18 protein-coding genes and 9 pseudogenes are annotated in these 25,601 nt (G+C 69.0%); 19 read left to right on the forward strand and 8 right to left on the reverse strand.

Annotation, left to right across the window (positions count from 1 at the left end; all coding sequences use genetic code 11):
* The 4 genes and pseudogenes from ACWCQ1_RS48245 to ACWCQ1_RS48260 all read left to right on the forward strand — a co-directional run.
* A partial coding sequence (locus tag ACWCQ1_RS48245) for an NmrA family NAD(P)-binding protein (protein WP_451029632.1) occupies nucleotides 1-675 on the forward strand: 675 nt, incomplete at its 5' end.
* 295 nt (nucleotides 676-970) lie between these two features.
* The gene (locus tag ACWCQ1_RS48250; protein ID WP_451029633.1) at nucleotides 971-1,477 is read left to right on the forward strand and encodes a hypothetical protein; all 507 of its coding nucleotides are present in this window, start codon (nucleotides 971-973) and stop codon (nucleotides 1,475-1,477) included.
* A gap of 358 nt (nucleotides 1,478-1,835) precedes the next feature.
* Nucleotides 1,836-2,284, forward strand: a pseudogene (locus ACWCQ1_RS48255) (4-hydroxy-2-oxovalerate aldolase); the annotation flags it as partial.
* Between the two features lie 283 nt (nucleotides 2,285-2,567).
* The gene (locus tag ACWCQ1_RS48260; RefSeq protein WP_451029634.1) at nucleotides 2,568-4,715 is read left to right on the forward strand and encodes an MMPL family transporter; all 2,148 of its coding nucleotides are present in this window, start codon (nucleotides 2,568-2,570) and stop codon (nucleotides 4,713-4,715) included.
* A gap of 37 nt (nucleotides 4,716-4,752) precedes the next feature.
* Here the strand turns inward: ACWCQ1_RS48260 and ACWCQ1_RS48265 are convergent, their stop codons facing one another.
* The gene (locus ACWCQ1_RS48265; protein WP_451029635.1) at nucleotides 4,753-5,262 is read right to left on the reverse strand and encodes a hypothetical protein; all 510 of its coding nucleotides are present in this window, start codon (nucleotides 5,260-5,262) and stop codon (nucleotides 4,753-4,755) included.
* Nucleotides 5,263-5,915: 653 nt separating this feature from the next.
* Here ACWCQ1_RS48265 and ACWCQ1_RS48270 point away from each other — a divergent pair.
* From ACWCQ1_RS48270 to ACWCQ1_RS48290, 5 genes and pseudogenes are all read left to right on the forward strand, one after another.
* Nucleotides 5,916-6,863, forward strand: a complete 948-nt coding sequence (locus tag ACWCQ1_RS48270) for an AraC-like ligand-binding domain-containing protein (RefSeq protein WP_358609532.1) — start codon at nucleotides 5,916-5,918, stop codon at nucleotides 6,861-6,863.
* Between the two features lie 109 nt (nucleotides 6,864-6,972).
* Nucleotides 6,973-8,763, forward strand: a complete 1,791-nt coding sequence (locus ACWCQ1_RS48275) for an FAD-dependent oxidoreductase (protein WP_451029636.1) — start codon at nucleotides 6,973-6,975, stop codon at nucleotides 8,761-8,763.
* Between the two features lie 3 nt (nucleotides 8,764-8,766).
* Nucleotides 8,767-9,822, forward strand: coding sequence for a maleylacetate reductase (locus ACWCQ1_RS48280; RefSeq protein WP_451029637.1), 1,056 nt, complete (start codon nucleotides 8,767-8,769; stop codon nucleotides 9,820-9,822).
* Nucleotides 9,819-10,703 carry an intradiol ring-cleavage dioxygenase gene (locus tag ACWCQ1_RS48285; protein WP_358609523.1) on the forward strand — a complete coding sequence of 295 codons (885 nt, stop codon included), beginning with the start codon at nucleotides 9,819-9,821 and terminating at the stop codon, nucleotides 10,701-10,703. Before ACWCQ1_RS48280 ends, ACWCQ1_RS48285 begins: the two co-directional genes overlap by 4 nt.
* 220 nt (nucleotides 10,704-10,923) lie before the next feature.
* Nucleotides 10,924-11,094 (forward strand): annotated as a pseudogene (locus ACWCQ1_RS48290) (transposase); the annotation flags it as partial.
* A 213-nt stretch (nucleotides 11,095-11,307) separates the two neighbouring features.
* Here the strand turns inward: ACWCQ1_RS48290 and ACWCQ1_RS48295 are convergent.
* The 3 genes and pseudogenes from ACWCQ1_RS48295 to ACWCQ1_RS48305 all read right to left on the reverse strand — a co-directional run.
* Complete coding sequence (locus tag ACWCQ1_RS48295) at nucleotides 11,308-11,520, reverse strand: hypothetical protein (protein ID WP_358610825.1); 213 nt, start codon at nucleotides 11,518-11,520, stop codon at nucleotides 11,308-11,310.
* Nucleotides 11,521-12,434: 914 nt separating this feature from the next.
* Nucleotides 12,435-12,698: pseudogene (locus ACWCQ1_RS48300) on the reverse strand (IS630 family transposase); the annotation flags it as partial.
* Between the two features lie 369 nt (nucleotides 12,699-13,067).
* Nucleotides 13,068-13,544: pseudogene (locus ACWCQ1_RS48305) on the reverse strand (transposase); the annotation flags it as partial.
* 827 nt (nucleotides 13,545-14,371) lie between these two features.
* Between ACWCQ1_RS48305 and ACWCQ1_RS48310 the strand changes: the two are divergent.
* Complete coding sequence (locus ACWCQ1_RS48310; RefSeq protein ID WP_451029638.1) at nucleotides 14,372-15,961, forward strand: diguanylate cyclase domain-containing protein; 1,590 nt, start codon at nucleotides 14,372-14,374, stop codon at nucleotides 15,959-15,961.
* Between the two features lie 385 nt (nucleotides 15,962-16,346).
* On the opposite strand, the gene ACWCQ1_RS48315 is transcribed toward ACWCQ1_RS48310, so the two are convergent.
* Nucleotides 16,347-16,550 (reverse strand): hypothetical protein, encoded by a 204-nt coding sequence (locus ACWCQ1_RS48315; RefSeq protein WP_451029639.1) that lies wholly within the window; start codon nucleotides 16,548-16,550, stop codon nucleotides 16,347-16,349.
* A gap of 178 nt (nucleotides 16,551-16,728) precedes the next feature.
* Here ACWCQ1_RS48315 and ACWCQ1_RS48320 point away from each other — a divergent pair.
* The 3 genes and pseudogenes from ACWCQ1_RS48320 to ACWCQ1_RS48330 all read left to right on the forward strand — a co-directional run.
* Nucleotides 16,729-17,673 (forward strand): annotated as a pseudogene (locus tag ACWCQ1_RS48320) (glycoside hydrolase family 2 TIM barrel-domain containing protein); the annotation flags it as partial.
* A gap of 331 nt (nucleotides 17,674-18,004) precedes the next feature.
* Nucleotides 18,005-18,409: pseudogene (locus ACWCQ1_RS48325) on the forward strand (alpha-L-arabinofuranosidase); the annotation flags it as partial.
* Nucleotides 18,392-18,868: a transposase gene (locus tag ACWCQ1_RS48330; RefSeq protein ID WP_451029643.1), complete on the forward strand. Its 477-nt coding sequence runs from the start codon at nucleotides 18,392-18,394 to the stop codon at nucleotides 18,866-18,868. The pseudogene ACWCQ1_RS48325 and the gene ACWCQ1_RS48330, both read left to right, overlap by 18 nt.
* Before the next feature lie 103 nt (nucleotides 18,869-18,971).
* Here ACWCQ1_RS48330 and ACWCQ1_RS48335 read toward each other — a convergent pair.
* Nucleotides 18,972-19,265: pseudogene (locus tag ACWCQ1_RS48335) on the reverse strand (NAD(P)/FAD-dependent oxidoreductase); the annotation flags it as partial.
* On the reverse strand, nucleotides 19,262-19,675 hold the full coding sequence (locus ACWCQ1_RS48340) for an arsenate reductase ArsC (RefSeq protein ID WP_133049483.1): 414 nt from the start codon (nucleotides 19,673-19,675) through the stop codon (nucleotides 19,262-19,264). The pseudogene ACWCQ1_RS48335 and the gene ACWCQ1_RS48340, both read right to left, overlap by 4 nt.
* Nucleotides 19,676-19,779: 104 nt before the next feature.
* Between ACWCQ1_RS48340 and ACWCQ1_RS48345 the strand changes: the two genes are divergently transcribed.
* The 4 genes from ACWCQ1_RS48345 to ACWCQ1_RS48360 all read left to right on the forward strand — a co-directional run bounded on the left by ACWCQ1_RS48345 (nucleotide 19,780) and on the right by ACWCQ1_RS48360 (nucleotide 22,279).
* Nucleotides 19,780-20,088, forward strand: coding sequence for a metalloregulator ArsR/SmtB family transcription factor (locus ACWCQ1_RS48345; RefSeq protein ID WP_133049484.1), 309 nt, complete (start codon nucleotides 19,780-19,782; stop codon nucleotides 20,086-20,088).
* A gap of 39 nt (nucleotides 20,089-20,127) precedes the next feature.
* Complete coding sequence (locus ACWCQ1_RS48350; RefSeq protein WP_451029640.1) at nucleotides 20,128-20,895, forward strand: aquaporin; 768 nt, start codon at nucleotides 20,128-20,130, stop codon at nucleotides 20,893-20,895.
* A gap of 84 nt (nucleotides 20,896-20,979) precedes the next feature.
* Nucleotides 20,980-21,444: a hypothetical protein gene (locus tag ACWCQ1_RS48355; protein WP_451029641.1), complete on the forward strand. Its 465-nt coding sequence runs from the start codon at nucleotides 20,980-20,982 to the stop codon at nucleotides 21,442-21,444.
* 604 nt (nucleotides 21,445-22,048) lie between these two features.
* Nucleotides 22,049-22,279 (forward strand): hypothetical protein, encoded by a 231-nt coding sequence (locus ACWCQ1_RS48360; protein ID WP_451029642.1) that lies wholly within the window; start codon nucleotides 22,049-22,051, stop codon nucleotides 22,277-22,279.
* Between the two features lie 140 nt (nucleotides 22,280-22,419).
* Here ACWCQ1_RS48360 and ACWCQ1_RS48365 read toward each other — a convergent pair whose 3' ends face one another.
* Nucleotides 22,420-22,797: a metalloregulator ArsR/SmtB family transcription factor gene (locus ACWCQ1_RS48365; protein ID WP_133049488.1), complete on the reverse strand. Its 378-nt coding sequence runs from the start codon at nucleotides 22,795-22,797 to the stop codon at nucleotides 22,420-22,422.
* A gap of 363 nt (nucleotides 22,798-23,160) precedes the next feature.
* Between ACWCQ1_RS48365 and ACWCQ1_RS48370 the strand changes: the two are divergent.
* Together ACWCQ1_RS48370 and ACWCQ1_RS48375 are read left to right on the forward strand one after the other, a co-directional pair.
* A pseudogene (locus tag ACWCQ1_RS48370) lies at nucleotides 23,161-24,557 on the forward strand (NAD(P)-binding domain-containing protein).
* Nucleotides 24,558-24,562: 5 nt separating this feature from the next.
* A pseudogene (locus ACWCQ1_RS48375) lies at nucleotides 24,563-25,601 on the forward strand (MFS transporter); the annotation flags it as partial.

The following is a 25,601-nucleotide window of genomic DNA, read 5'->3' on the forward strand; positions in this document are numbered from 1 at the left end:
GCATTCGCGGGGGCGGACAGGCTGCTGCTGATCTCGGCCTCGGTCCCCGTGGGCGAGCGGGTCGCCAACCACCGCCGCGTGATCGACGCCGCGGCATCCGCAGGCGTGTCGCTAGTGGCGTACACGAGCACGACGCACGCGGACACGGCCACCACCGTCATCGGTGCCACGCACAGCGAGACCGAGGCGTATCTGCGGTACCGCGGAATCCCCAGCGTGCTGCTGCGCAACGGCTGGTACCTGGAGAACTACACCAGCCAACTGCCGCAGATCCTGCAGAACGGCGCCGTCGTCGGCGCCGCAGGCGAGGGGCGGATCAGCGCCGCGTCCCGCGCCGACTACGCCGAGGCCGCAGCAGTCGTCCTCACCGCTGAAGGCCACACCGGCGCCGTGTACGAGCTCGGCGGCGACGAATCCTTCACCCTGACCGAGCTCGCCGCCGCGATCTCCGCTGCGGCCGGAAAGCAGGTTACCTACGCTGACCTGTCGGTGACCGACTTCGCCCAGGTACTGGCCTCCGCGGGCCTACCCGCCGAGCTGGCAGAGGTCCTCGCTGACGCTGACCGCGGTATGAACCGCGGCGAGATGTACACCGACTCTGGCGACTTGCGCCGCCTGATCGGCCACCCGCCCGTGACCCTCGCCGAGGCGCTCGCGGCCGCCCTGCATGACTGAGGTTGAACTCGTGATGGGGCCGGGCTCCTTGAAGCCAAGCAACTCGACTCCACCCAACCCGGGACAGTCCGGAGCCTCCACCGATCCCGGAGCAATTCAAAGGTAGGACAAGCTCAGAGCCTGTAAATGAACTGATCATTTAGGGTGCTTGGCGGTAGGGGAGCGTGGGGCGTTCGTTGTCGACGCCGGAGTGCCGGTTTGATGACGCGTGCATGCCCAGAGCGTGACCAGCGTGACATGGCATGTTCATGTGCGATTCGCATGGTTAACGCTTTTGCCCTCGATCCTCGTGATCATGAAATCTAGGAAGACCCTGAGACTGACCCTGCCCATGATGTTCGCCGCCCTCATGCTGACCGTGGCGGGCTCGATGTCCAGTGCGTTCGCGGCGACCGACTGGGTGTACAAGAACGCCTACGAGGGCAACTGCCTCACCGGTTCCACCACGACCAGCAACGTCTGGTCCGGCCCCTGCGATCAGTCGCCAGGCACCTACTGGAACTGGGGCAGTTCGTATACCGCCTATCCCAGCGGGATCACCTACCGCCAGCTGAAGAGCTGGTACACCGGCAAGTGCCTCACCACGGACAACAAGAGCGCCACGAACGCCGTGTGGCTGAGCACCTGCGACAGCGGCCTCAACTCCGGGCAGTTGTGGAACGGCGACGACAACGACCTCACGACCTACAGCGGGGAGAATTATCTGCGCACCTCGGGCAACGGTGATGCCGTCTACTCCACCCCTTGGGGCCAGTCCGGCATCGAAGTCGGACGATGGACCTGGTACGGCACACACGACTGACCACTCCACGACGGGACGAGCGGCCCTGCTGGTTCGGTCGCGAGGAGGAATGGACGTGCATAGTGCTCTGACCTGCGACTCAGTAAACTGAACTGATCGTCGCGGATGGGTGGGAATCGGCGAAGTGACGTGCACTGCCGGGACCTCTTGGCAGCAAGTGCGGTGTTCGAAGCCCGGTCGCGCCAAGAGGTCCTGTCATTGTCGTTGTACGCCCCCTGCCACCCCGCTGTCGCCCAAAATGGGCAAGCTCACTGCCCGTGCCTGGCCTGCCAGTTCGGTCATGGCCGCCGTCATCCGGCTCGGTCCCGCCGCTACACCTCGGACACCACGGACGCGGAGTGGCAGGTGATCGAGGCACCTCCTGCCCGGCATCGGCACCCTGCACGACCTGCGGCAGGCCCACGCCTTCGGCATCCGTTCGGTCCGCGTCGCCACCCACTGCACCGAGGCCGACATCTCCGCCAGCACATCGCCGCCGCCCGCGAGCTGGGTATGGACGTCGCGGGCTTCCTCATGATGTCCCACATGGCCGAACCAGCCGCACTCGCCCGCCAGGCCAAGCTGATGGAGTCCTACGGCGCCCACTGCGTCTACGTCGCCGACTCCGGCGGCCGGCTCACCATGGACGGCGTCCGCGCCTACCGCGATGTCCTCAACCCGGCCACCGGGCTCGGGATCCACGCCCACCACAACCTCGGCCTGGGCGCCGCCAACTCCGTCGTCGCCGTCGAGAACGGCGTTCCCCGCGTTGACGCCTCCCTCGCCGGTCAGGGCGCCGGGGCCAACTGCCCGCTGGAGGCGTTCGTCGACGGGGAACCCGCGAGTGGGCGCACCTCGCCTGGCAGGCCACCAGCGAGCACCGCAACCGCCCGGGCATGTGGGTGAAGTCCCGGAAGTGCGCCGACTGCACCGACCACCTGGAACTGATCGTCGAGCCCGAGCCGCACCGGCCGGAGAACGGCAGTCGTCCGCGATGGGCCCTGGGCGACACGGCACTGGATCGCATCAAAAGTTATCGATCTACCTGATAGTGAAGGAAGGGTGCATAGCGCTAAACTCCCGCAACCTACAACGTGGGGAGGGCCCGAGCATGCGGCGGTGGGCCGAGTTCGTTCTGAGGCATCGCAAGGCGGTAGTGGGGTTCTGGGGACTGGTGCTCGTCGCCGGCATCCTCCTGGCCGGCCGGACGACGAACCGGCTGACGATCGACTTCTCCCTGCCCGGTCAACCCGGCACGGTGACGGCCCACCGCATCGAACGCGCCTTCGGCAGCGGCGGTGACACGAACCCCTATCTGGTCTCGGTCACATTCCCCGCGGGGCAGACCATCACCGGTCACGAGCAGGATGTCGGGCGGGCGTTCGCAGCCGCCGGCACAGCCGTCCCGGGCCTACGGGTGATCGACGAGGCGAACACCGGGGACAAGGCGTTCCGGACCAAGGACGACCGCACGGCCTACGCCCTGGTGTTCTACCGCTTCAACCCGTCACCCAGCCAGAAGCTGCTCACCGATCCGATCCGATCGGCGGCGCAGCACGCCGTGCCGTCGGGGTCTGCGGTCGGCGTGACGGGGGAGGACGTGCTGGCCTCCGGTGGCAACAACGGGGGTGGACCGGGCGTCCTCGGGGAGACACTTCTCGGCGCCGTCGGCGCTCTGGCCGTACTCGCCTTCGTGTTCGCATCCTTCTTGGCCCTGCTGCCGCTGGTGGTGGCCGCGGTGTCGATCCTCGCGACCTTTGTGATGCTGTTGCCGCTCACCTATGCGACTGATGTGTCGTTCATCGTGCAGTTCCTGGTCGCCCTCATCGGCCTGGGCGTGGCGATCGACTACTCGCTGCTGTTCGTCACCCGCTGGCGAGAGGAGCGCGACCACGGCCGGGACAATCACGACGCGGTCGTCGTCGCGATGGAACACGCCGGGCACGCCGTGCTGTTCAGCGGCGTCACCGTCGCGATCGGTCTGCTGGCGCTGGTGGTCCTGCCGGTCCCGTTCATGCGGAGCATGGGCTACGGCGGAGCCCTCATCCCCCTGGCGAGCGTGCTGACGACGCTCACGCTCACCCCGGCGATCCTGGGCGGCATCGGACCGAGAGTCGACTGGCCGAAGATCCGGCACGAGAACCGGGCCAGCCGCTTCTGGAGCCGGTGGACCACTGCTGTGGTACGACGCCGCTGGATCGCCGCCGCCACCGCGCTGGCCGCACTCTTCGCACTGACCGCAGTCTTCCTCGGCATCAAGATCGGTCTCGCCTCGTCCGAGTCACTGGCCAAGAGCGGCCCGGCCTACGAGACCCTGCAGACCCTGGAGCGCGGCGGTGTGCCAACGGGGGCCCTGACCCCCATGGAGGTCCTGGTCCGCACCGACCAGGCCCGCACAGCCGCCGCCAAGTTCGCCGACATCGACGGGGTCAGCAGCGTATTCGTGCCGTCCGGACCGGCCGGCAACCGCGCCGGGCAGAGCATCGTGGTCGTCATCCCCGACCACGAGACCGTGAACTCCAAGAGCGTCGGCGTGGTCAAACGGGTCAAGACCGCCGCGGACGGTCTGCCCGGCGTCCTCGGCGTCGCGGGCATCGGCGCGGCACAGATCGACTTCCTGCATGCCGTCTACGGCAACTTCCCGCTGATGCTCACCATCATCGCCCTGCTGACGTACGTCCTGCTGGTGCGCGCATTCCGCTCCCTGCTGCTGCCGCTCAAAGCGGTCCTGCTGAACCTGATCTCCCTTGCGGCGACCCTCGGAGTGATGGTGATCTTCTGGCAGGACGGGCACGGCTCCGACGCGGTCTTCGGCATCGCGGCCACCGGCGCGATCACCTTCTGGATCCCGCTGATGGTCTTCGCGTTCCTGTTCGGACTGTCCATGGACTACGAGGTGTTCATCCTCTCCCGCATCCGAGAGGAGTACGACACCGGCCGCTCCACCGACGCCGCCGTGATCGAGGGCCTCGGCCGCACCGGCCGGCTGGTCACCAGCGCCGCGCTGATCCTCTTCCTCGCCTTCGCCGCGCTCGCCTCCGGCCCGGGCACCGATCTGAAGACACTGGCGACGGGCCTTGGTATCGGCATCCTCCTGGATGCGACCATCGTGCGGATGTTGCTGGTTCCGTCGCTCGTTTCGCTGTTCGGCCCGTGGAACTGGTATCTGCCCGGCTGGGCGGCCCGCCTGCTGCGCGTGGCGCCGTCGTATGCCCACCCGGAGTCGGTGACGCCCGCGGCGCAGCGGCACACGAGCTGACCCCGGCGGAGCAGAGGGCCCCCGTGCCGCCGATCCTTCAGGTGTCCCGGTCGGTGACCTGCTCGTCGCTGCACGCCTCGGCCTTGGCGGAGGGCCACTGCGCCAACGAGATCATCCCCGTCACCCGGCGGATCAGGTAGAAGGCCAGAGGCAGTTCGGCGAACACGGCCAGTGCCACCGACAGCCAGATTTCCGGAGTACCGAAGGCGAGAGACACGTCGAACCACGCGTCGCAGATCAACAACAGGGCCGTCGCGAGCGCCACCACGATGACGGCGCGGTGCCGCAGCCACCCGAGAAGCGCGGTGGACGCCATCGCGACCACGAGAAGGATGTCGAACCCCACCCAGGTGACGCTCCAGTGATGGACCTGGTATCCGGAGGGCAGCGTCGCCGCCAGCAGCACAGTCCAGGGGACGAGAGCGACGGCGCAGACGGTCAGCAGTTCAAGGGTGTGCCGCCGGTGCCGGCGTGCCCGTTCGAGCAGACCGCTGTCCACAGTCGGTGCGGCGGCCCGTTTGAGGTTGCCGGTCAGTGTGTCGCTCATGCGCCCGTTCCGTTCTCGCCCGTTCCTTTGAGACGCCGGTCGGGGCTGCTGTGGCTGGCGTCCATCAGAGGAACAGCAGTACCGCCGGATTAATGCCCGCCGTGAGGACGGCAGGGGCTGGTCAGCGCAGGCGCGTAACTGTCACGACCGCGTGTCGCGTCGTACCCGCCAGGACGGTCGTGCCCAGCTCAGAACGGAGGACTGATCCCGAGAACTTGACGGCATAGCAACGTGAGGTGTCTGCCTTGATGCGCCTACCGCCAGAAGATCACCCCAGCGGGAAAGCTGTTCGACGTGCACGGTCCATGATCGGTTGAGATACGGCTTCTCAAGCTCACAACGCGCCTGGTCAGAGCAGGTGTTCAAGCGTCCAAGGGCTCGGTCGGCGACTCCAGTCGCACGCGGAGTTCGTGAAGCTGTCGGAGCGGGACGACGGCCCGATCCGGCCGTACTCCCGGGCCGTCGTCCACGAGACGTGGGGGGCGATCTCACCGCCACCGCAGGACAGCACTGTCAACCCGGACCGCAGTGGGGACGTGATGCATACTGCGGTCCACAACCCCGACGCCGGTCCGGACGCCGTCCCCCGGCGCAGCATCGAGGTGTGTTTCATCGCCTTCTGCGCCTGGCGAGCCGGTCCTACCCTGAGAGCCATGCACCCCGCACCTGCAGCACCCCGCCCGGCGCAAGCTTTCTCGACGGCACACGTGCCGTCGGCGGAGCGGCTGCGGGCCTGGGAGGAGCACAACGCCGACGCCCTGATCGCCCTGAAGTGCCGTACGCCGGGCGGCGAGGACTTCCGGGCGCGCGAGGACAACCTCGACCTCGGGCGGGTTCATCTGGCCAGGGTCCGTACGACGGCCCATGTCGTGGAGCGCCCCGCCGATCTCATCGAGCGGCGGCCCACGGGCTCCCTCGCGATCTACGTCTCCCTGCGCGGGGAGGCGCAGTTCGAGCAGGCGGGCAGGTGGCAGATCGTCCGGCCCGGTGACGTTCTGGTCTGCGACGCGGACGGCAGCTTCGTGCGCGGGTTCGGCCACGGGCTGGACGAGCTGGCGGTGCGGGTGGATCGGCGTGCGCTGCCGGACGGTGTGCGGGCCGGGCAGCCGCTCATCGTCCGCCGGGACGAGAGAAACCCGTACGGACGCGCGATCGCCCGCCTCGTCGGACGTGCCGTCGGCGTGGAGACGCCGACCCGGCCCGACGAGCAGACGATCGTCGATCTCGCGTCCGCGCTCGTGGGCGGCGGCACCACCCGGCCCCCTGTCGTCCACCGCGCGCTTGCCTGCGCCCATGTCGAGGACCGGCTGCACGATCCACGCCTGTCGGCCTCCGAGGTCGCCGGCGTGGTCGGCATCAGCGTCCGTCAGCTCACCCGCGTCTTTGCGGACGCCGGCACGACCTTCCCGCGCTACGTGCTCGGTCGGCGACTCGAACTCGCCTACGGCCTGCTGACCGGCCCCGCTGCCAGGGAAGCCCGTACGGCGACCGTGGCGACCACCTGCGGTTTCAGCTCGGTCGCCCACTTCTCCCAGACCTTCCACGCCCGCTTCGGCGTCACTGCGGGCGAGTTGCGCCGTACGGCCGTGAAACGCGGCTGAGGACCCGCAGGATACGGATTTCGGCCGTCCGCCACCCCAATCCGCCGTATGCGACCAGGGCGGGGCGCACGCTGCCTTCAGAACCCCGCGAGAAGAAGGTGAGCGCCCCATGCCCGACTTCAACGACGGTCAGCAAGAGACTGAACTCCCGGCATCGTCACAGGTGGAGACCGATGTCCTGATCGTCGGCTCCGGCCCGGCAGGCGCCTCGGCGGCCCTGTTCCTGTCGACCCTGGGTGTCGACAACATCGTGATCACCAAGTACCGGTGGACCGCGAACACCCCTCGGGCGCACATCACCAACCAGCGGGCGATGGAGATCTTCCGCGACATGGGGATCGAGGACCAGGTCCTGGCCGACGCCACCGAGCACGGTCTGGTCGGCGACACCGTCTTCTGCACCTCCATCGCGGGCGAGGAGATCGGCCGCATCCACACCTGGGGCACCCGCCCCGACCGTGAGGCGGACTACCAGCTGGCCTCGCCCTGCCTCACCGTCGACATCCCGCAGACGTACCTCGAACCGATCCTCGTCAAGAACGCCACCCAGCGCGGCACCCAGACCCGCTTCTCCACCGAATACCTCTCGCACACCCAGGACGACACCGGCGTCACCGTCCGGGTCCGCGACCGGCTCACCGGTCAGGAGTACGACATCCGGGCCAAGTACCTGATCGGCGCGGATGGCGCCCGCTCCCGGGTCGCCGAGGACATCGGCCTGCCCTACGAGGGCGCGATGGACATCGCCGGCTCGATGAACATCACCTTCAAGGCCGACATCGCCTCCTATGTGGGCCATCGGCCGTCCGTCCTGTACTGGGTGATCCAGCCGGGTGCGAACGTCGGCGGCATCGGCGCGGGCCTGGTGCGGATGGTGCGGCCCTGGAACGAGTGGCTGATCGTGTGGGGCTACGACATCGCGGGCGAACCCCCTGTCGTCGACGAGGCCGAGGCGATCCGCATCGTGCGCCAGCTGCTGGGCATCCCGGACCTGGAGGTCGAGATCACTGGCACCAGCCTCTGGGGCAACAACGAGATGTACGCGACCCATCTGCACAAGGGCCGGGTCTTCTGTGCCGGCGACGCCGTCCATCGGCACCCGCCGAGCAACGGTCTGGGCTCGAACACCAGCGTCCAGGACTCCTACAACCTGGCCTGGAAGCTCGCCGCCGTGCTGCGCGGGCAGGCCGACCCGTCGCTCCTTGAGACGTACTCGCAGGAGCGGGCGCCCGTCGCGAAGCGGATCGTCACCCGGGCCAACAGGTCCAGCCGGGAGTTCATCGACATCTTCCAGGCCCTCGGTGTCCTCGACGCCAAGGACGAGGACGAGATGCGGGCCCTGATCGAGGAGCGCAAGGCCAACACCCCCGAGGGTGCGGCCAAGAGGGCTGCCCTCGTGACGGCGATGGAGACCAAGAACTACGAGTTCAACGCGCACGGCGTCGAACTCGGCCAGTTCTATGAGTCCACCGCCGTCGTCTCCGACGGCACCCGTCCCGCGCCGAGCAGGGACGAGGACCTTTACTACACGATGTCCACCAGCCCCGGAGCGCACCTCCCGCACGCCTGGGTCGGCGACAACGTCACCAAGCTCGCCCTGATGGACCTGGCGCCGTACACCCGCTGGACCCTCCTCACGGGCATCGCCGGCGAGGACTGGGCCGACGCCGCGGAGAAGGTCGCGGGCGACCTCGGGATCGCGCTCGAAACGGTCGTCATCGGCCCCGGTCGCGAGGTCACGGACCTCTACTACGACTGGGCCAAGCTCCGCGAGGTCGAGGAGTCCGGCGCGATCCTCGTACGCCCCGACAAGCACGTCGCCTGGCGTTCCATGAGCCTCGCCGACGACCCCGAGGCGGCCCTGCGCGGCGCCCTCGCCCAGCTCCTCGGAAAGGCCTGAACGGTGCGGTTCCTCCACGAGACCCTGCCCCAGCGGGTCGTCTTCGCCCCCGGTGACGCGCCGTCCGCGGTCGCCACCGAGGTGGCCGCGCTGAAGGCGACGAGGGTGATGCTGATCGCCGCGCCCGCCGAGGCCGCCCTCGTCGACCGCGTCGGCGCGGATCTGCCGGTCGCGGTCCGCCACGACGAGGTCGTCATGCACGTTCCCGTCGACGTGGCCGACCGCGCCCGTAAGGCCGCCGCCGAAGGCTCCGTTGACGCGCTGGTGTGCGTCGGCGGCGGCTCGACGACCGGCCTCGCCAAGGCGGTCGCGCTGACCACCGGCCTGCCGATCGTCGCCGTCCCCACCACGTACGCCGGTTCGGAGGCGACGAACGTCTGGGGCCTGACCGAGGGCGAGGTGAAGACCACCGGCGTCGACCCGCGCGTCCTGCCGCGCTCGATCGTCTACGACGCCTCCCTGCTGCTCGGCCTGCCGGTCGAGATGTCCGTGGCCAGCGGCCTCAACGCCCTGGCCCACTGCGTCGACTCGATGTGGGGCCCGCGCGCGGACCCGATCGACCGGGCGCTGGCGGGGGAGGGCATCCGGGGCATGGCGCAGGGCCTGCCTGCCGTGGCCGCCGAGCCGACCGGGCTCGAAGGCCGCGAACAGACTTTGTACGGCGCCTACTTGGCGGGCGTCGCCTTCGCCTCCGCCGGCTCGGGGATGCACCACAAGATCTGCCATGTGCTGGGCGGCATGTTCAACCTCCCGCACGCCCAGACCCACGCCGTGGTGCTCCCGCACGTCCTGGCCTTCAACGCCCCGGCCGTGCCGGAGACCGAGCGACGCATGGCCGAGGCCTTCGGCGCGCCGACTGCGGTGGAGGGACTCGCCGCCCTGCGCGCGGCACTCGACGCCCCGCGCGCCCTGCGTGACTACGGCATGCCCGAGGACGCCATCGCCCGGGCGGTGCCTCCCGTCCTCGCCGCGATCCCCGCCGGCAACCCCACGCCCGTCACCGAACGGAACCTCACCGCGCTGCTCCGCGCGGCCTGGGAAGGAAGTGACCCCGCATGATCAACGACGTGTCCGCGGAGCAGACGGCCCGCGAGGAAGACCTGATCGCACGGGTGCAGCGCTCCTTCGACTCCTGCGCGAACCCCCGCCTGAAGGAGCTGATGCAGGGCATCGTCAAGCACCTGCACGCCTTTCTGCGCGACGTCCGCCTCACCGAGGAGGAGTGGAGCAAGGGCATCGAGTTCCTGACCGCCGTCGGCCATCTCACCGACGACAAACGGCAGGAGTTCATCCTGCTCTCCGACACCCTCGGCGCGTCGATGCAGACCATCGCCATCAACAACGAGGCCTACGGCGACGCCACCGAGGCCACCGTCTTCGGACCCTTCTTCGTCGAGGGATCCCCGCGCATCGAGCCGGGCGGGGACATGTCCTTCGGGGCGGCGGGGGAGCCGTGCTGGGTCGAGGGCACCGTCCGCGACACCGACGGCACCCCGATCGCGGGGGCCAAGATCGAGGTGTGGGAGGCGGACGAGGACGGCTTCTACGACGTCCAGTACGACGACGGCCGCACCGCCGCCCGCGCCCACCTGTTCACCGAGGCCGACGGGAGCTACCGCTTCTGGGGCGTCACGCCGACGCCGTACCCGATCCCGCACGACGGTCCCGTGGGCAGGATGCTGGCGTCGACCGGCCGTTCGCCGATGCGGGCCTCGCACCTGCACTTCATGGTCGAGGCGCCGCAGTGCCGGACCCTGGTGACGCACATCTTCGTCCGGGGCGACGACCTGCTCGACTCCGACACCGTTTTCGGCGTCAAGGAGTCCCTGGTCAAGGACTTCGAGCAGCGCCCGGCCGGCACGCCGACGCCCGACGGGCGGGACGTGGACGGCACCTGGACGCAGGTCCGTTTCGACATCGTCCTCGCCCCCGCCGCGTGAGGAGAAACCGGGCTCACAGCGAACAGCTGGGCGCTGCGGGCCCGGCCTGTCGTCCACGCTTCAGTCGTGAGCACCGAGTTGGAAGAGCCGCGCCTGGAGCAGTTGGAGCGGGCCATCGCGGTCCTGCGCGTCTTCGACGCGGAGCGCGTGCGCGTCTCACGGTGAACGAGGTCGCCCAGCTCACTCCACACGGGCCTCCGCCCGGCGCATCCTCCAGGCCGGCGACCTGGACCTGGGCATACCCAAGCTGCGCTCGGGTAGCTTCTTCCCCAGCCTGCTGGAGCGCCGCCGCCGCATCGACCAGGCCCTGTTCGCCGTCGTGATGGAGGCGTACGTCCACGGGGTGTCCACCCGCTCGGTCGACGAGCTGGTCAAGGCTCTTGGCGCGGACAGCGGGATACTAGCCTGCTCGGCCTCGACGGCGTCCCGCAGCATGAAGGCCAGCTCCTCTGCGGGGTCCAAGGCTGACTCCGGCGGCGTCAGCGGCGGATAGAGGAACCCAGGCGAATCCTGGTATCGCCCGGTGTCCTCATAGCCGGTGGAGAATTCGGCGGAGAATCCCGCGTGGTGCACGGCAGGGCAGCCGGTCTCTTCGTGCCAGCATTCAGCTTTCCAGCTCCGCCCAGCGTCTCGAAAGACCATCCTCCAGAACGCTCAAGGAGTCCATGAGCTCCCGAAGGTCCTTCTCGGTCACATCGAGCGTGACCGACATCAGTCCATTCGCGAGGACGCCGTTCACCTTCTCGTCGCAGGCGGCGGGTTTCGGGATGCAGGTGAAGGAACCCAGCCGTGTGACGCGGACGCTTTCCGGGCGCATCCTCTTCGGAAGGGACTCGATCGCCTGTTCCCTGGTTGCCTTCGTTATATTCCAACTAACGGCGCCTCTCGTGGGCGGATGCGTTGCGAGCGGGTGAATGATTAGCCGGACAAGCACGATTGTGCAGGTATCGGGCAGGCACTATAGGTGCTCGTATGAAACCGGGGAAGTCCCCAAGGACTGAGCCGTGTCCCGGGCCGCGAAAACGCCGGCGATCTCTGACGGCAGCGTCGGACCAGGCCCGCCCCGAGCAGCCTCGCTGCCCAGCCGCTGCTGACCGGCCGCGTGCGACGGTACCCACGTAGCTTTTGCCGATCAGCCACAACACCTTATGCCGCTGTATGACAATCAGCGGCGCCGGTGCCTCCAGCCGCGATTTCCGGGATTTTCATATAGGGGGTGTACGGCTGGAGGGGGCGTTACGGCCGCAGCTAACCCTGAGCTCCAGAATTGCTGTCAGCAATTGCCGGCGCCAGCGGCTGAGGATCATCTTCGGAGCAGTCAGACGGATGCGCGTGGTGCCGTACACGCATATTGTCCCGCAGGACGTCGAACATGCGCTGACGCCGCCGCAGTTCCACCGCATCCCTATGATGCAGTCTCCGGTAATGATTGGATAGAAATACAGAACCGAAGGAGAATACGGATGCACTCACGATAAACATCCATACTGCAGCGTCCCACATATCATCTCCATGACGTTCTTGAATCTTCGGCGGATGCCGCATCTGCGACACCAGCACAACTGAGGAAGCTAGACCGGGTTACGCATGGATGGCGGACTTCTGACTTTTGACGCGATAGCCCGGCGCCGAAGGGTCGGGCTTACCGGTGGCTTCTTTGCCGGTCACGCTTCGAAACGTCGAGTATCCCGTGTGCCGCTACTGCTGTGACCGCGTGGTTCGCCGGGTTGGTCAGGCCGCGGTGGTGAGGGGGCGTCCTTCCCAGCGGATGCCTTTCTCGCCGCGGATGCGGGCGCGTTCCTTGCGTTCTGCGGCCAGGACGCCCGGGTGGCGGGCGTTGACGTTGCGCCACCGCAGGTAGGCGCGCAGGGCCCGGGTCTGAACGGGGTGGTTGGGGTAGTCGGAGTTGGCGATGGTGAACTGCCGCAGTGGCCCGAAGTGGGCCTCGATCGGGTTCGCCCACGAAGCGTAGGTCGGCGTGAAGCACACCTCGACCCCTGCCCTGGCGTTGCCGCCTGCCCGCGTTTGAAGGCCTCGGCGCGGAACACCGCGGGTGCCGTCGCCCTGATCCTCTCGTCGCTGACGTTCGGGCTCGGCATGCTGAGCTACGACTGGTGGCTGCTCACCGTGCCCCTGCTACTGATTGGCGGCGCCTGCTACAAGAAGAAGGCCGCGTCATCTCGTCGCCCGCGAAGGCCTTAGCCTCGATCTTGCGCGAGGGTCCGCCGACGGAGTCGGTGGGCCCTTTTGCTTTCCGGCGCTGGTGGCGGGCAGGTCGGTGGCCCGGTTGTCGCGTCGGGTGGGCGCCGGGTTCCACTGCCCGGGATCGGGTGGTGCTGTCGTCGGGACGGTTGAGGTTGCTGGTCAGCCGGGGGTGGGCAGGAGCATGTGCCGTTCGAGGGCGGCGGTGATCTCGCCGGTCCAGGGCCAGTGCCGAGAGAGGCGGAGAATCCTGCGTCGGCCGGTGGTGACGAGCTGAGCGGCCGCGGAGAACAGGCGGAAGCGCAGCCGGCGGCGTTCCCAGAGTCGGGCCTTGCCGGTGAGAGCGAGCATGGGCGTCCAGGCCAGCAGGTCGAGGGCGATCTGGACGATCTCCAGCCAGACCTTGTTCTGGGCGGTTGTGTGCAGGGGCAGGTTACGCAGGCCGGTGACCCGGGCAGCCCGGATACGGTCCTCGGCCCGGGCCCGCAGCCGGTGACGGAGTTCGAGCTCGGCGATCGGCAGGTGGGGGGTCTTGGTCGCGAAGCACGTGATCCGCATGCCGTCCGCGTCCGTGATCCTCAACTGGGCACCAGGAAGGGGCCGTTCCTTTCGGACGATCAGTCTCATGCCCTTGGGCCACACACGGCCGGCAACGTCCTGCCCGACGACTTCGGGTGGGGCGGGTACGTCGACTGACGAGCCGGACGGTACGCGTCACCGTCAGCACCACCCCGAGGGGCCCGCCATGTGTGAGCCCCTCTTTTGTGCGCCTAGATCTGACACATCGTCAGTTGCGGTGCTGCAATGCGCGTCGCAAGCTCAAAGGCCCGGAGTACCCACAGCTTCCGCACAAGCTCGGCATCCACGCGAGCATGGCGGGCTCGGGAAACGATTCATCACTCCCAGTCAAAACTGAAGGCCTGGTGCCACATCATTCATAACCCATGCTTGGGCATTGCCATGCCCAACGGGCGAAGCTGCCGCTATTTCAGGTGAATATCCTAAGGCTGGTTATGCGGCAGACGAAAGGATCGTCCTACCCTCGTAACCGCTCGAGTTGTTCCGGACGTCGTGTGCATCCGCTCTTCCGGGCTCGATCACCTTCGGGGGTTTGCATGATCCAGGAGTGGGCCGGCCGTGACTGTCTCGGCCGCACTGCTCGCCTCGGTTGGCTGCGTGTCACGAAAGCAGGTAAAGCTCTGTCTGGGGGTGCCGTGGTGGCCCTGGCCCTCGCAGCGGGCACGGTGGTGGCCGTCGTCGTGCCGACGGGCATCGCAGTGCCGGCCGCACATGGGGCAGCGGCCGGGTCCCTCCTCGCGCGCGCCCGCACCGCCGCGGGAAGAGTCCGTTTACGCTTCACGTTGTCGGCCATCTCGGTCGCCGCAGGCGGCCTGCACTATGTCCTCGTAAATCAGGTGGCTGCTTCGAGGACGCTTGCTGCGGGCGTCTTCTCATCCGATGTCCGGGTGCTGGTTTGCGTCGGGGTCGCCGCATGCCTGGGGGCCGCGGTCGCCGCGCTGGTGATGGCGGCCACGGAGAGCGGTACGACCCTGATCCGGCTACGGCGGCTGCTGGACGGCTGGCTGGTCGCAGGGTCTCTGCTCACGGTGGGCTGGGTCCTGCTGCTGCACCGCGCAGACCGGGTCGATGACGTATCGACATCATTCCTTGGTCTCGCCCGTGTGGTGGCGGACATCCTCGTTTTCGGGCTGCTGGTCGCCCTGCGGTTCTGCCTGCCGCACGCCCAGCGCACCGCGACCACGGTGGCCGTCCTGGCGCTCGCTGCTCTGGCCACGGGCGACGTGCTTCGGATCCTGCCACCGGAGCCGGGCGCATGGGACGGGACCCCCCTCGCCGCGGCAGGCTCGGTGGTCGGGCTGTTCCTCGTCGCCGTGGCGCCGTGGCTGCCGGGCGGCGTCAGCGTCGTGGGGTTCGACCAGCGGATGATGCCCGTCATCGGTGTGGTGGCGGCGTTCGCGCCCGTGGTCTTCTGCGCGCTGGCCATCGCGGCGCACACCGTCGCCGGCGGCCCCATCGACACGGTGATGTCGGCATTGGCCGCTTCGGTGCTTCTCGCGCTCGGCGTCCGCCAGGGCGTCATCCACGCCGACCACTTGAGGATCACTCATGAGTCCGCGGTGCGTGAGGATCACTACCGAACGCTGGTCGACCGCACCTCCGACGTGATCACGATCGTCTCACCGGACGAGCGGGTAGTGTACGTCAGCCCGGCCGCCCTGTGGGTCTACGGCTACCGACCCGAGGACCTCTTGGGCGCTCGCCTGCCTCTGTACACCCACCCGGACGACCGCGAGACGCTGATGCAAGCCGTCCAGACGCTGCGGCAGGACGCCGAATCGGAGATCCGCGGGCCGGGCCGACGGGTGTCATGCCGGATACAGGCTGCCGACGGTAGCTGGCGCCACGTCGAGTCGACGATCAACCACCACCCCGATGGACTGATCTTCATCAGCCGCGATGTCAGCGAGCGGGTCGCTCAGCAGATGCAGTTGGAGCGCCTGGCCTTCCACGACGCACTGACCGGCCTGCCCAACCGGGCCCTGTTCGCCGACAGGGTCGCCCACGCTCTGCGCAAGCGGACCACGGTGGAGATCCCGCCCGTGGTGCTCTTCATGGACCTGGACGGCTTCAAAGCGGTCAACGACTCGGCAGGGCACGCGGCAGGGGACACTGTCTTGAGGCATGCCGGTCGTCGGCTCCAGGCATCCGTACGGGCCGGGGACACCGTGGCCCGCCTCGGCGGCGACGAGTTCGCAGCCCTTCTCGAGTGGGAGGCGGGAGCACATCCCTCGAGTGCCAAGGAGGTCGCTCAGCGGATCCTGACCGCGCTGACGCAGCCGTACCCGATCGGCACCATGAAAGCAGAGGTGTCGGCCTCCATCGGCATGGCAGTGGCCGTACCGGGCATCACACCGGACCAACTGCTGCACCAGGCAGACCTGGCCATGTACGCGGCCAAAGCCGCCGGCAAGGGCCGCATCCGCCTGTACCACGCACAGCGCCCGCACGCCCACTGCGGCACACCGAACCGCTGATAAGACCGCACCTCGTCGAACGTACGGCGTGATCGCCGACCCCGCCTGACAGCTCCCGGCACCGGCCGCCGCCCCATCCTCACCTTGAGCTGACCTCGGATTCGTGGAGTGGTCTGCCCTGGTTCTGATGGAGTCGGGTTGCTGGCCACTCCGCACTGGGCTTGCTCAGCCCGGTGGAGTACGAACTCCAGACCCCACCAGTAGCCTGAAACCAAGCAACTCGACTCTCCCAACTCGGAACAGTCCGCGGACTCTACGAAACCCGGGACAGCTCAGGGCCATCAGGCCCGGCTGTGCTGGCCTGATGGGCAGACGCAGCGTGCGGCTGGGCGGGCAGCGGCATTGGGCCTGCTGGCGTGGAACCGTCCTCGGGCCGGGCGCCGGGTCAGGGATGCCAGTCGTCCTGCCAGGCGGGGTGGAGTTCGAAGGGCAGCGCGAGGGCTTTCATGGCCGCCAGGGCGACGACGGAGTCCAGCGGCCAGCCGCACTGTTCCTGCTCGCGTCGCATGCGCTGTTCGCAGTCGGCCAGGACCACGAGACCTACGGCTCGATGACGGACATCATTGCCGCCGTCCGCTGATGTTCTCATCCCGACAGGCGCGCTCCGTCTCCGGTGTTGCTGGGGGCTGACGGTTGGTGGTACCTGCGGTATGCCGTCTGCATGAGGTACACGCAGGACGGCGGGCTGATGAATCCGAACGGCGGGCCTTTCATGAGCGGTCGCGGATGGAGGCGGCTGAGCGGTTCGTGTGCGGGGACGACAACTGGTGTTCTGCGAGGGCGACCTCGAGACGCACGGCTTCGAACCCGGCGGCTGGCGGCGCAACCCCAGCGACGACCCCGCGTGGCGCGAGGCCTACCTGGACCGTGCCGCACGGCTGGTGGAGCGCGACAAGAACCACCCCTCGGTCATCGTCTGGGCGCTGGGCAACGAGTCCGGCACCGGAGCCAACCTGGCTGCCGCAGCCGCGTGGATCCGGCAGCGCGACAACAGCCGCCTGATCCACTACGAGGGCGACTTCGCGAGCTGCGCGTACGTCGACCTGTACTCCCGCATGTACATCGGTGTGGACGAGCTGGCCGCCATAGGACGCGGCCAGGAGGCACCGACGGCTGATCCGGCCGACGACGCACACCGCCGCGCCCTGCTGGCCGTGCTGTGCGAGTACGGACACGCCATGGGCACCGGCCCCGGCGGGCTGTCCGAGTACCAGCAGGTCATCGAGGCACATCCGCGGCTCATCGAGGCACATCCGCGGCTGGTCGGTGGATTCATCTGGGAGTGGATCGACCACGGCATCGCCTGGCTCACCGGGCAGGAGGACCCCCACACGTTCTACGCCTACGGCGGCGACTTCGGCGAGGAGGTCCACGACGGCAATTTCGTCGCCGACGGGCTGCTCTTCCCCGACCGCACGCCGTCGCCGGGCCTGGTCGAGTACAAGAAGGTCATCGAACCGGTCCGGATCCACATCGACCCGGCGACCGGGCAGATCAGCGTGCACAACCTGCACCACGTCCGAGACAGCGGCTACCTGGACTTCCGGTGGACCGTCGAGGACGGCGGCGAGCCGGTGGGCTCCGGCGGCCTGACCGTGCCCGCCACCGCTCCGGGCGCGACGACAGCCGTCGCATGGCCCGCCGAGGTCACCGCCGCGCTCGATGCGGCGCGCAAGAACGACTCCGGCCACGAGGTGTGGCTGACCGTGACCGCGGTGCTCGCCGCCGACGAGACCTGGGCCGCGGCCGGTCACGAGATCGCCTGGGCCCAGGGGCTGGTCATGGCTCCGGCCGCCTCGCCCGTCCCCTTCACGCCGGCACCGGCGATCGCCCGCGACGGGTACATCGCACTGGGTCCCGCGCGGTTCGACGCCCGCACGGGGGTGCTGACACGGCTCGGTCACCTGGAGCTCGACGGTCCCAGGCTGGACGTCTGGCGGGCCCCGGTGGACAACGACCTGCTCAGCGCCTTCGGCGAGGCGCAGATCGGCGCTTGGCTCGCCGCCGGACTGCACCGGATGCGCCACGATGTCCTGGTTGTCGAGCCTCGTCTCCGGCTTCCGCTGGGAGGACTCGGTCGGCCCACGCGAGAAGCGCCCGGTCCGCCGCGACCTCGCCTGGCATTCGCTGGAGTCGAACCAGGTCGGCCTGGACGAGTTCGCCCGCTGGCTCAAGCTCACCGACTCCGAGCTGATGCTCGCGGTGAACCTCGGCACACGCGGCATCCTGCCCGCCCTGGACCTGCTCGAGTATGCCAACCACCCCTCCGGTACGACCCTTTCGGACCTGCGTGTCGCCAACGGCCCACCGGAGCCGCACAACGTGCGCATGTGGTGCCTCGGCAACGAGATGGACGGACCCTGGCAGATCGGCTTCATGACGGCCGACGACTACGGCAAGCTCGCCGCCCGTACCGCCGGCGCCATGAAGATGGCCGACAAGGACCTCGCCGAGGGCTGGCTCTACCTCGCCTGCTGGCTGGACCTTGCCACCCGCGAGGTGGTCGGCTATGCCATGGCTGACCATCACCGCGCCGAACTCGTCGTCGACGCCGTGGACACGGCCCACGGCCGGGGCCACCTGCAGCCTGGCTGCGTGATGCACAGTGATCGCGGAAGCGAGTACACATCGACCCAATTCCGGGACCGGATACGGGAGTTGGGGGTGCGGCAAAGCTGCGGGCGCACCGGATCATGCTTCGACAACGCCGCCGCTGAAAGCTTCTGGGCCCTGCTCAAGGAGGAGATCGGCACCCGGACCTGGCCCGACCGGGCCACCGCCCGCGCCGAGGTCTTCAACTTCATCGAGACCTTCTACAGCCGCCGCCGCCTGCGCAAGCACAAGATCTTCGGCTACCTCACCGCAGCTGAGACCAGGCAGCGGCAACAGCACTCCCTCGCCGCATAACCATCGAGTGTCCAAGATCACGGGGAAACTTCACCATCGGGCGGCCCCACTCTTACGGGACACCAACTCGGCACGTCAGAACGGGTACCCGCGTGCACGCGGCCTTGACGGTGCCGGTGAGGTCGACCTTGACGATGCCGTCGGGGACCAGCTCGGCGCCGAAGCGTTCGGCCCGGGTCCGCATGTTGTCCATCAGGCCGGGGCCCATGATGCCGCCCGGGAAGCAGGGGAGGTACTGCACCTCGGTCGTCTGCACCAGTGCGCCGCCGGCCGTGACCGCGCCCTCGAAGGCCAGCGGCTTCAGCGAGGCGCGCGCGGTGTAGGTGTACCCGGCGGGACCGCAGCCGATGACGATGACGTTGCGTATGTCCCCAGCCGGCTCGGTTGCGGTGCTCATGCCTGGGGCTCCGGCGCGATCTCCTTGATCAGGCCCTCGACCAGCACCTTGATCTCGTCCCGGATCGGGCGGACCGCCTCGACGCCCTGGCCCGCCGGGTCCTCGAGCTGCCAGTCGAGGTACCGCTTGCCGGGGAAGACGGGGCAGGTGTCGCCGCAGCCCATGGTGATGCAGACGTCGGACTCCTTGACCGCGTCGACGGTGAGCATCTTCGGGACCTCGGCGGAGATGTCGATGCCGACCTCGGTCATGGCCTCGACGGCTGTGGGGTTGACCTGCTCGCCCGGGTTGGAGCCGGCGGAGCGGACCTCGACACGGTCCCCGGCCAGGTGGGTCAGCCACGCTGCGGCCATCTGGGAACGGCCGGCGTTGTGGACACAGACGAAGAGCACGGAGGGCTTGTCGGACATCAGAGGTCTTTCTTGGTCTCGCGCCGTAAGCGGCGGCAGAGGGAAGGCACCCATGCATCAGCACCCAGTGGTATCAGTCACCACTGATGTGAGAGTATCAGCGCATGCTGACGTCAGTCGACACTGATCTGATCCGGGTTCTGGCCGATCCGCTCCGGTTCCAGATCGTGACTCTCCTCGCCAAAGAGACGCTGTGCACCACCCACCTCGTGGAGGAGACGGGTGCCAAGCAGACCAACCTCTCCAATCACCTGAGAGTGCTGCGCGAGGCCGGGATCGTGGAGACGGAGCCGTGCGGCCGGTTCACCTACTACAAGCTGCGCGCGGACGTCATTGCATCGCTTGCCGGACAGTTCGCCGAGCTCGCCGAGTCCGCCCGCAGCGCCGCCGGCAACAAGCGGTCCTGCCCCTGACCTGTCGCCGCCCCTGGCAACCGCACCGAGGAGTTCTTGTTGACCGCCACCCACGAGTCCGCCGCGGAATCGGCGCCCGACGCCGCCCCGCAGCCCGCTCCGGGCGCCGCCCCGCCGCGTACCCCGCTGGTCGCTCGGGCCGCCGCCGAACTCGTCGGCACCGCGGCCCTCGTCGCCGTCGTCATCGGCTCCGGCATCCAGGCCACCGAACTGACCAAGGACGTCGGGGTGCAGCTGCTGGCCAACTCTCTGGCCACCGTTTTCGGTCTCGGTGTGCTGATTCTTCTGCTCGGCCCGGTCTCCGGTGCGCACTTCAACCCGGTCGTCACGCTGGGCGAGTGGTGGACCGCCCGCCGTGGCGGCGCCGGGGTGACGATCCGCGAGGCGGCCGTCTACATCCCCGCGCAGATCGCGGGTGCCATCGCGGGCGCGATCCTGGCGGACGCGGTGTTCGGCAAGCCGCTCGTGGAGTGGTCCACCCACGACCGCTCGGCCGGGCACCTGCTGCTCGGCGAGGTCGTTGCCACGGCGGGTCTGGTCCTGCTGATCTTCGGCCTGGCCCGCACCGGCCAGCTGCGCTTCGCGCCGGTCGCGGTCGCCTCCTACATCGGCGCCGCGTACTGGTTCACCTCGTCCATGTCCTTCGCGAATCCGGCGGTGACCATCGGCCGCGCGTTCACGGACACGTTCGCGGGCATCGCCCCCCGCTCGCTTGCGGGCTTCATCGGCATGCAGCTCGTCGGCGGCGTGGTCGGGCTGGCGCTGGTCGCGCTCATCTTCGGGCCCGATCGGAAGACGGTGCAGTGACGCAGCCCGCAGCGTGTGCCCCCGCGCGGAAGCCGGTACGAAAAACGCGCGCGTCAGCGTTTGCGGTACACGTCTAATGGGGGCGTGATTGATCAGCCATCATCCGCGTTGTTCATTATGGACGACGACCCGGACGCGTTCACGCTCATCGTGGACACCGCGAACGGGGCGTATGTCCGCCGAGTGCGTCAGGCGCTGCCCCTTCCGCCTGGCGTGGAGCATGGACCGGGTGCGGAGGTGGCGGCACACGCCGCTGCAGCCACCTGGGGGCTTTCCGACTTCGTCTTCCAGTCCGCTTACGCCGACAAAGGTTCCGGGCGGCGCGAGCTCGGCGACAGGCTGCTGATCACCGGCGGACGCGGTGCCGTGATCCAGGTCAAGGCCCGCACGATTCCGCCCAAGGGTGCGGACACCGAGGTGGCCTGGTTCCACAAGGTCGCGACCAAGGCCATGCGCCAGGCCAAGGGCACCGTGAGGCAGCTGTGGCTGCTGCCGGCCGACATGATCAACGGTCCCGGCCGCACACTGTCCGTCGACGGCAACGCCTAGGAGTGGATCGCCGTGTTCTTGCTGGACCACGAGCAGGTGCCCGACGAGATGATCTGCTCGCTGGAGCCGATCGGCATACCCGCGATTGCCCTGACGCGCAGGGACTGGGACTTCCTCTTCGATCAGCTGCGCTCCACCACCGCCGTCCTCGACTACCTCTTCCGGGCCGCCGCCAAGTCGGCCGTCGCCCTGGGCGAAGAACCCGTGCGCTACTACGAGTTCGCTGCAGCTGACGCCGAGGGGTCCCCGGCCCCCTCAGCCCCGATGTCGCCGCACTCGGCGGAACACACTTCTCCGTTCCGCTGCTCCCGCAAGTGCCGGCGGGTGTGGAGCAGGCCCATCGGGTCATGCGGATCATCATGGAGGACGTCGCGACCTCAGCCATCAGATCGCAGATCAGCGAGCCCAACCGGCTGCTCCTCTTTCCGACCTGGACAAACTGCCGGTCGGTGCGCGTGCCGAATGGGGGCAGCTGCTGCTGGACATGCTGGCCGACGTACGCGAAGTGCCGGCCGACGAGACCAAGTGGCGCTGGCGCCGTTCCATCGACCCCTCCTGAACCCGTCAGCTCATCTTCGGATGCGCCACGCGCTTCGGCCCCGAGGTGGAAGCCGCCTTCCAGTCGTATGTACTGCTGCGCCACCATCAGCTCCATCAACAGACCGGCCTGGCCGAACAGACCTCCACCCTCGGTGTTCTGCTCACCCCGCGCACCGACGGCAGCCGCCCTTGGGACACCACTTTGCTGCGCACCGAGGGCGACAACGACCTGACATCTGAGGAAGTGGCGAGATACACCCAGCTCTGGAATTCCCGGCCTGCTGAGGCCGCTTGAGCAACATCTGCGGCGCATGATGCATGACGAGCCGAGACGTCTGACTCGAAGACCGTCGTGGCAGCGGCCGATACGACGGCCGCACGCTCGCGCAGCCGCCACGCCGGACACGGCCGTGCTCCTCCTGCTCCCGGCTGCTGTCAGGCCGCGGCCGGGGCGATGGTCAGCAGCTTGCCCATCGCGGCCAGCACGGACCGTTCGACCCGGTAGTACACCCAGGTGCCGCGGCGCTCGGAGGTGAGCAGCCCGGCGTCCTTGAGCTTCTTCAGGTGGTGGGAGACGGTCGGCTGGGAGACGCCGACGTCGGAGATGTCGCACACGCACGCCTCGCCGCCCTCGTGCGAGGCCACGGCGGAGAACAGGCGCAGCCGAACCGGGTCGCCGAGCGCCTTGAACATCCGCGCGGCCGTCTCGGCCTCCTCGGCGGTGAACGGGCGCTCGGTCAGCGGAGGGCAGCACGGCGCCACGGCCCCGGACGGCTCGGGTTTGAGTAGCGGCAGCACCTTCGTATTCGACATGCATCTATGTTGACATACGTCGAACCAGGGTGAGGGGATCATCCGTGGGCGAAGGCGCCGGTCAGGCGGCGGGCGGCCCGGCCGGCGTCCCGGCCGATGCCGCGCAGGGAGTCCGACGGCAGACTGCGCCGCCAATCCGGTGGTAGTGGCGGGGCCACGATCCTGGGGGCTGGCCGGACGCCTCCAGGGCCACCGGCCGCAGCCCCGCCGCGCAGTGCATGTGCGGCGGCCAGCCCGGACTGCCCGCAGCCGAAAGGGCGGCGTCGGTGGATTCGATAAATGTCTATGTTGACGTCTATCAATACAGGTGTCATGCTGGCGAGCGCAATCCATCGACGAATGTCGAAACAAGAGGAGTCGATCGTGAACGCGCCTGCCACCGCCGACTTGCCCGTCGTCGTGATCGGAGCCGGTCCCTCGGGGCTGGCCGCCGCCGCCCATCTCGTCGAATACGGCATCGAGCCGCTGGTCCTGGAAGCGGGGCCGGCCGCCGGGGCGGCCGTGCGCGAGTGGTCGCACGTGCGGCTCTTCTCGACTTGGGGCGAGGTCGTCGACCCGGCCGCCGAGAAGCTCCTCGCTCCCACCGGCTGGGTTCGCCCCGACCCGGCCGCCTACCCCTCCGGCAGGGACTGGGCAGAGCTCTACCTCCAGCCCCTCGCCGACGCCCTCGCAGGCCGCGTCCGCACCGGCGCCCGGGTCACCGGAGTCTCCCGGGCGGGACGTGACCGGATCGTGGACGCCGGCCGCGAGCAGCAGCCGTTCGTCGTCCATGTCGCGTACGCCGACGACCGCGAGGAGCGCCTGTTCGCCCGCGCCGTGATCGACGCCTCCGGCACCTGGACCACCCCCAGCCCCGCAGGCGCCAGCGGCCTCCCCGCCCTCGGTGAGCGCGCGGCCGCCGACCGGATCACCTACCGCGTCCCGGACCTGAAGGACCCGGCCATCCGTGCCCGGTTCGCGGGCCGGCGCACGGCGGTCATCGGCACCGGCGCCTCCGCCTTCACCGCACTCGCCTACCTCGCCGATCTGGCCAAGGCCGACGGCGGGGAGGGCACGAAGGCGGTGTGGATCCTGCGCCGGGGGATCTCCGGCGCCACTTTCGGCGGCGGCGAAGCCGACCAGCTCCCCGCCCGCGGCGCGCTCGGCCTCGCGGCGAAGGCCGCCGTCGACGACGGCCACGCCCACGCGGTCACTGGGTTCCGCACCGAGACCATCGAGCGGGACGGCGACGGCCGCCTGGTCCTGGCCGCCGAGGACGGCCGCCGCCTCGACGCGGTGGACGAGGTGATCGTACTGACCGGCTTCCGCCCCGACGTCGCGTTCCTGTCCGAGCTCCGCCTCGGCCTGGACGAGCGCCTCCAGGCCCCGGTCGCGCTCGCACCGCTGATCGACCCCAACCAGCACTCCTGCGGCACCGTCTACCCCCACGGCCACCGCGAGCTCGCCCACCCCGAACCGGGCGTGTACCTGGTGGGGATGAAGTCCTACGGCCGCGCCCCGACGTTCCTCGCCATGACCGGCTACGAGCAGGTCCGCTCCGTCGCGGCCGCGATCGCCGGCGACCTGGAGGCAGCCGACCGCGTGGAACTGACCTTGCCCGAGACTGGCGTCTGCGGTGGCGCCGGCCTGTTCGACGCGCCCGACGCCGCTGCAGGCGACGGCGACGGCGGCTGCTGCGCGCCCGCGCCGCGGCTCGTCCAGCTGCCATGACCGCGAAGGCTGACGAGCATGCCCCAGCGGGCGGCTGCTGCGGCTCGTGACCGACCTGGGACGCATCAACTCGCAGGGCCGCAGCCGGAACGGGGACCGGCCGCGGCCCCGCGCCGCCCTGCCCGCCCTCTGCGCCACGCAGATCGTGAGCTGGGGCATCGTCTACTACGCCTTCCCCGTCCTCAACCCGGAGATCACCGCCGCAACCGGCTGGCCGGCCGGCACGACCACCGCGGCGTTCCCTCGCTCTCGTCGTTTCCGCCCTTGCCGGGATCCGCGTCGGCCGCATCCTCGACCGTCGCGGCCCCCGCGCCGTCATGACCACCGGCTCCATACTCGGCGCGGCCAGTCTGCTGATCGTGGCTGTGGCCCCGAACATGCCCGTCTTCACCGCCGGCTGGGCGCTGGCCGGACTTGCGATGGCCACGACCTTCTACCAGCCCGCCTTCGCCGCCCTAACCCGCTGGTGGGCCCCGACCACGTGCGCGCCCTGACGATCGTCACCCTCGCCGGCGGTCTCGCCTCCACCGTCTTCGCTCCGACCACCGCGGCCCTCGCCGACCACCTGAGTTGGCGGGCCGCCTACACCGTGCTCGCCCTGGTCCTGGCCGTCATCACCATCCCCGCCCACGCACTCGCCCTCAAAGGCCCCTGGCCCCCAGCGCCTCCGCCCCCGACCCACGCTTCCAGCGACGCGACAGCCGTCCTCCGCAGCCGGCCCTTCTGGATGCTGGCCTGCGCCCTGACACTCTCCGCGTTCGCCGTCTACGCAGTCGTCGTCGTCCTCGTCCCGCTCTTCCTCCAACGGGGCTTCACCCGCGCCCAGGCCGCCTGGGCCCTCGGCCTCGGCGGCGCAGGACATACTCTCGGCCGCACCCTGTACGCCGCGCTCGCCCGCCGCACCGCAACCACGACCCGCATGGTCACCCTCATCGCTCTCGGCCGCGCAATCACCGCTGCTCTGGCCCTCGTTCCCGGCCCGTACGCCCTGCTGACCGCCGTCGCCGTCATGGCAGGCACGGTCCGCGGAAACTTCACGCTGCTCCAGGCCACTGCCATCACCGACCGCTGGGGCACCACCCACTACGGCCGCT

The sequence above is a fragment of the Streptomyces sp. NPDC002144 genome (assembly GCF_053593695.1).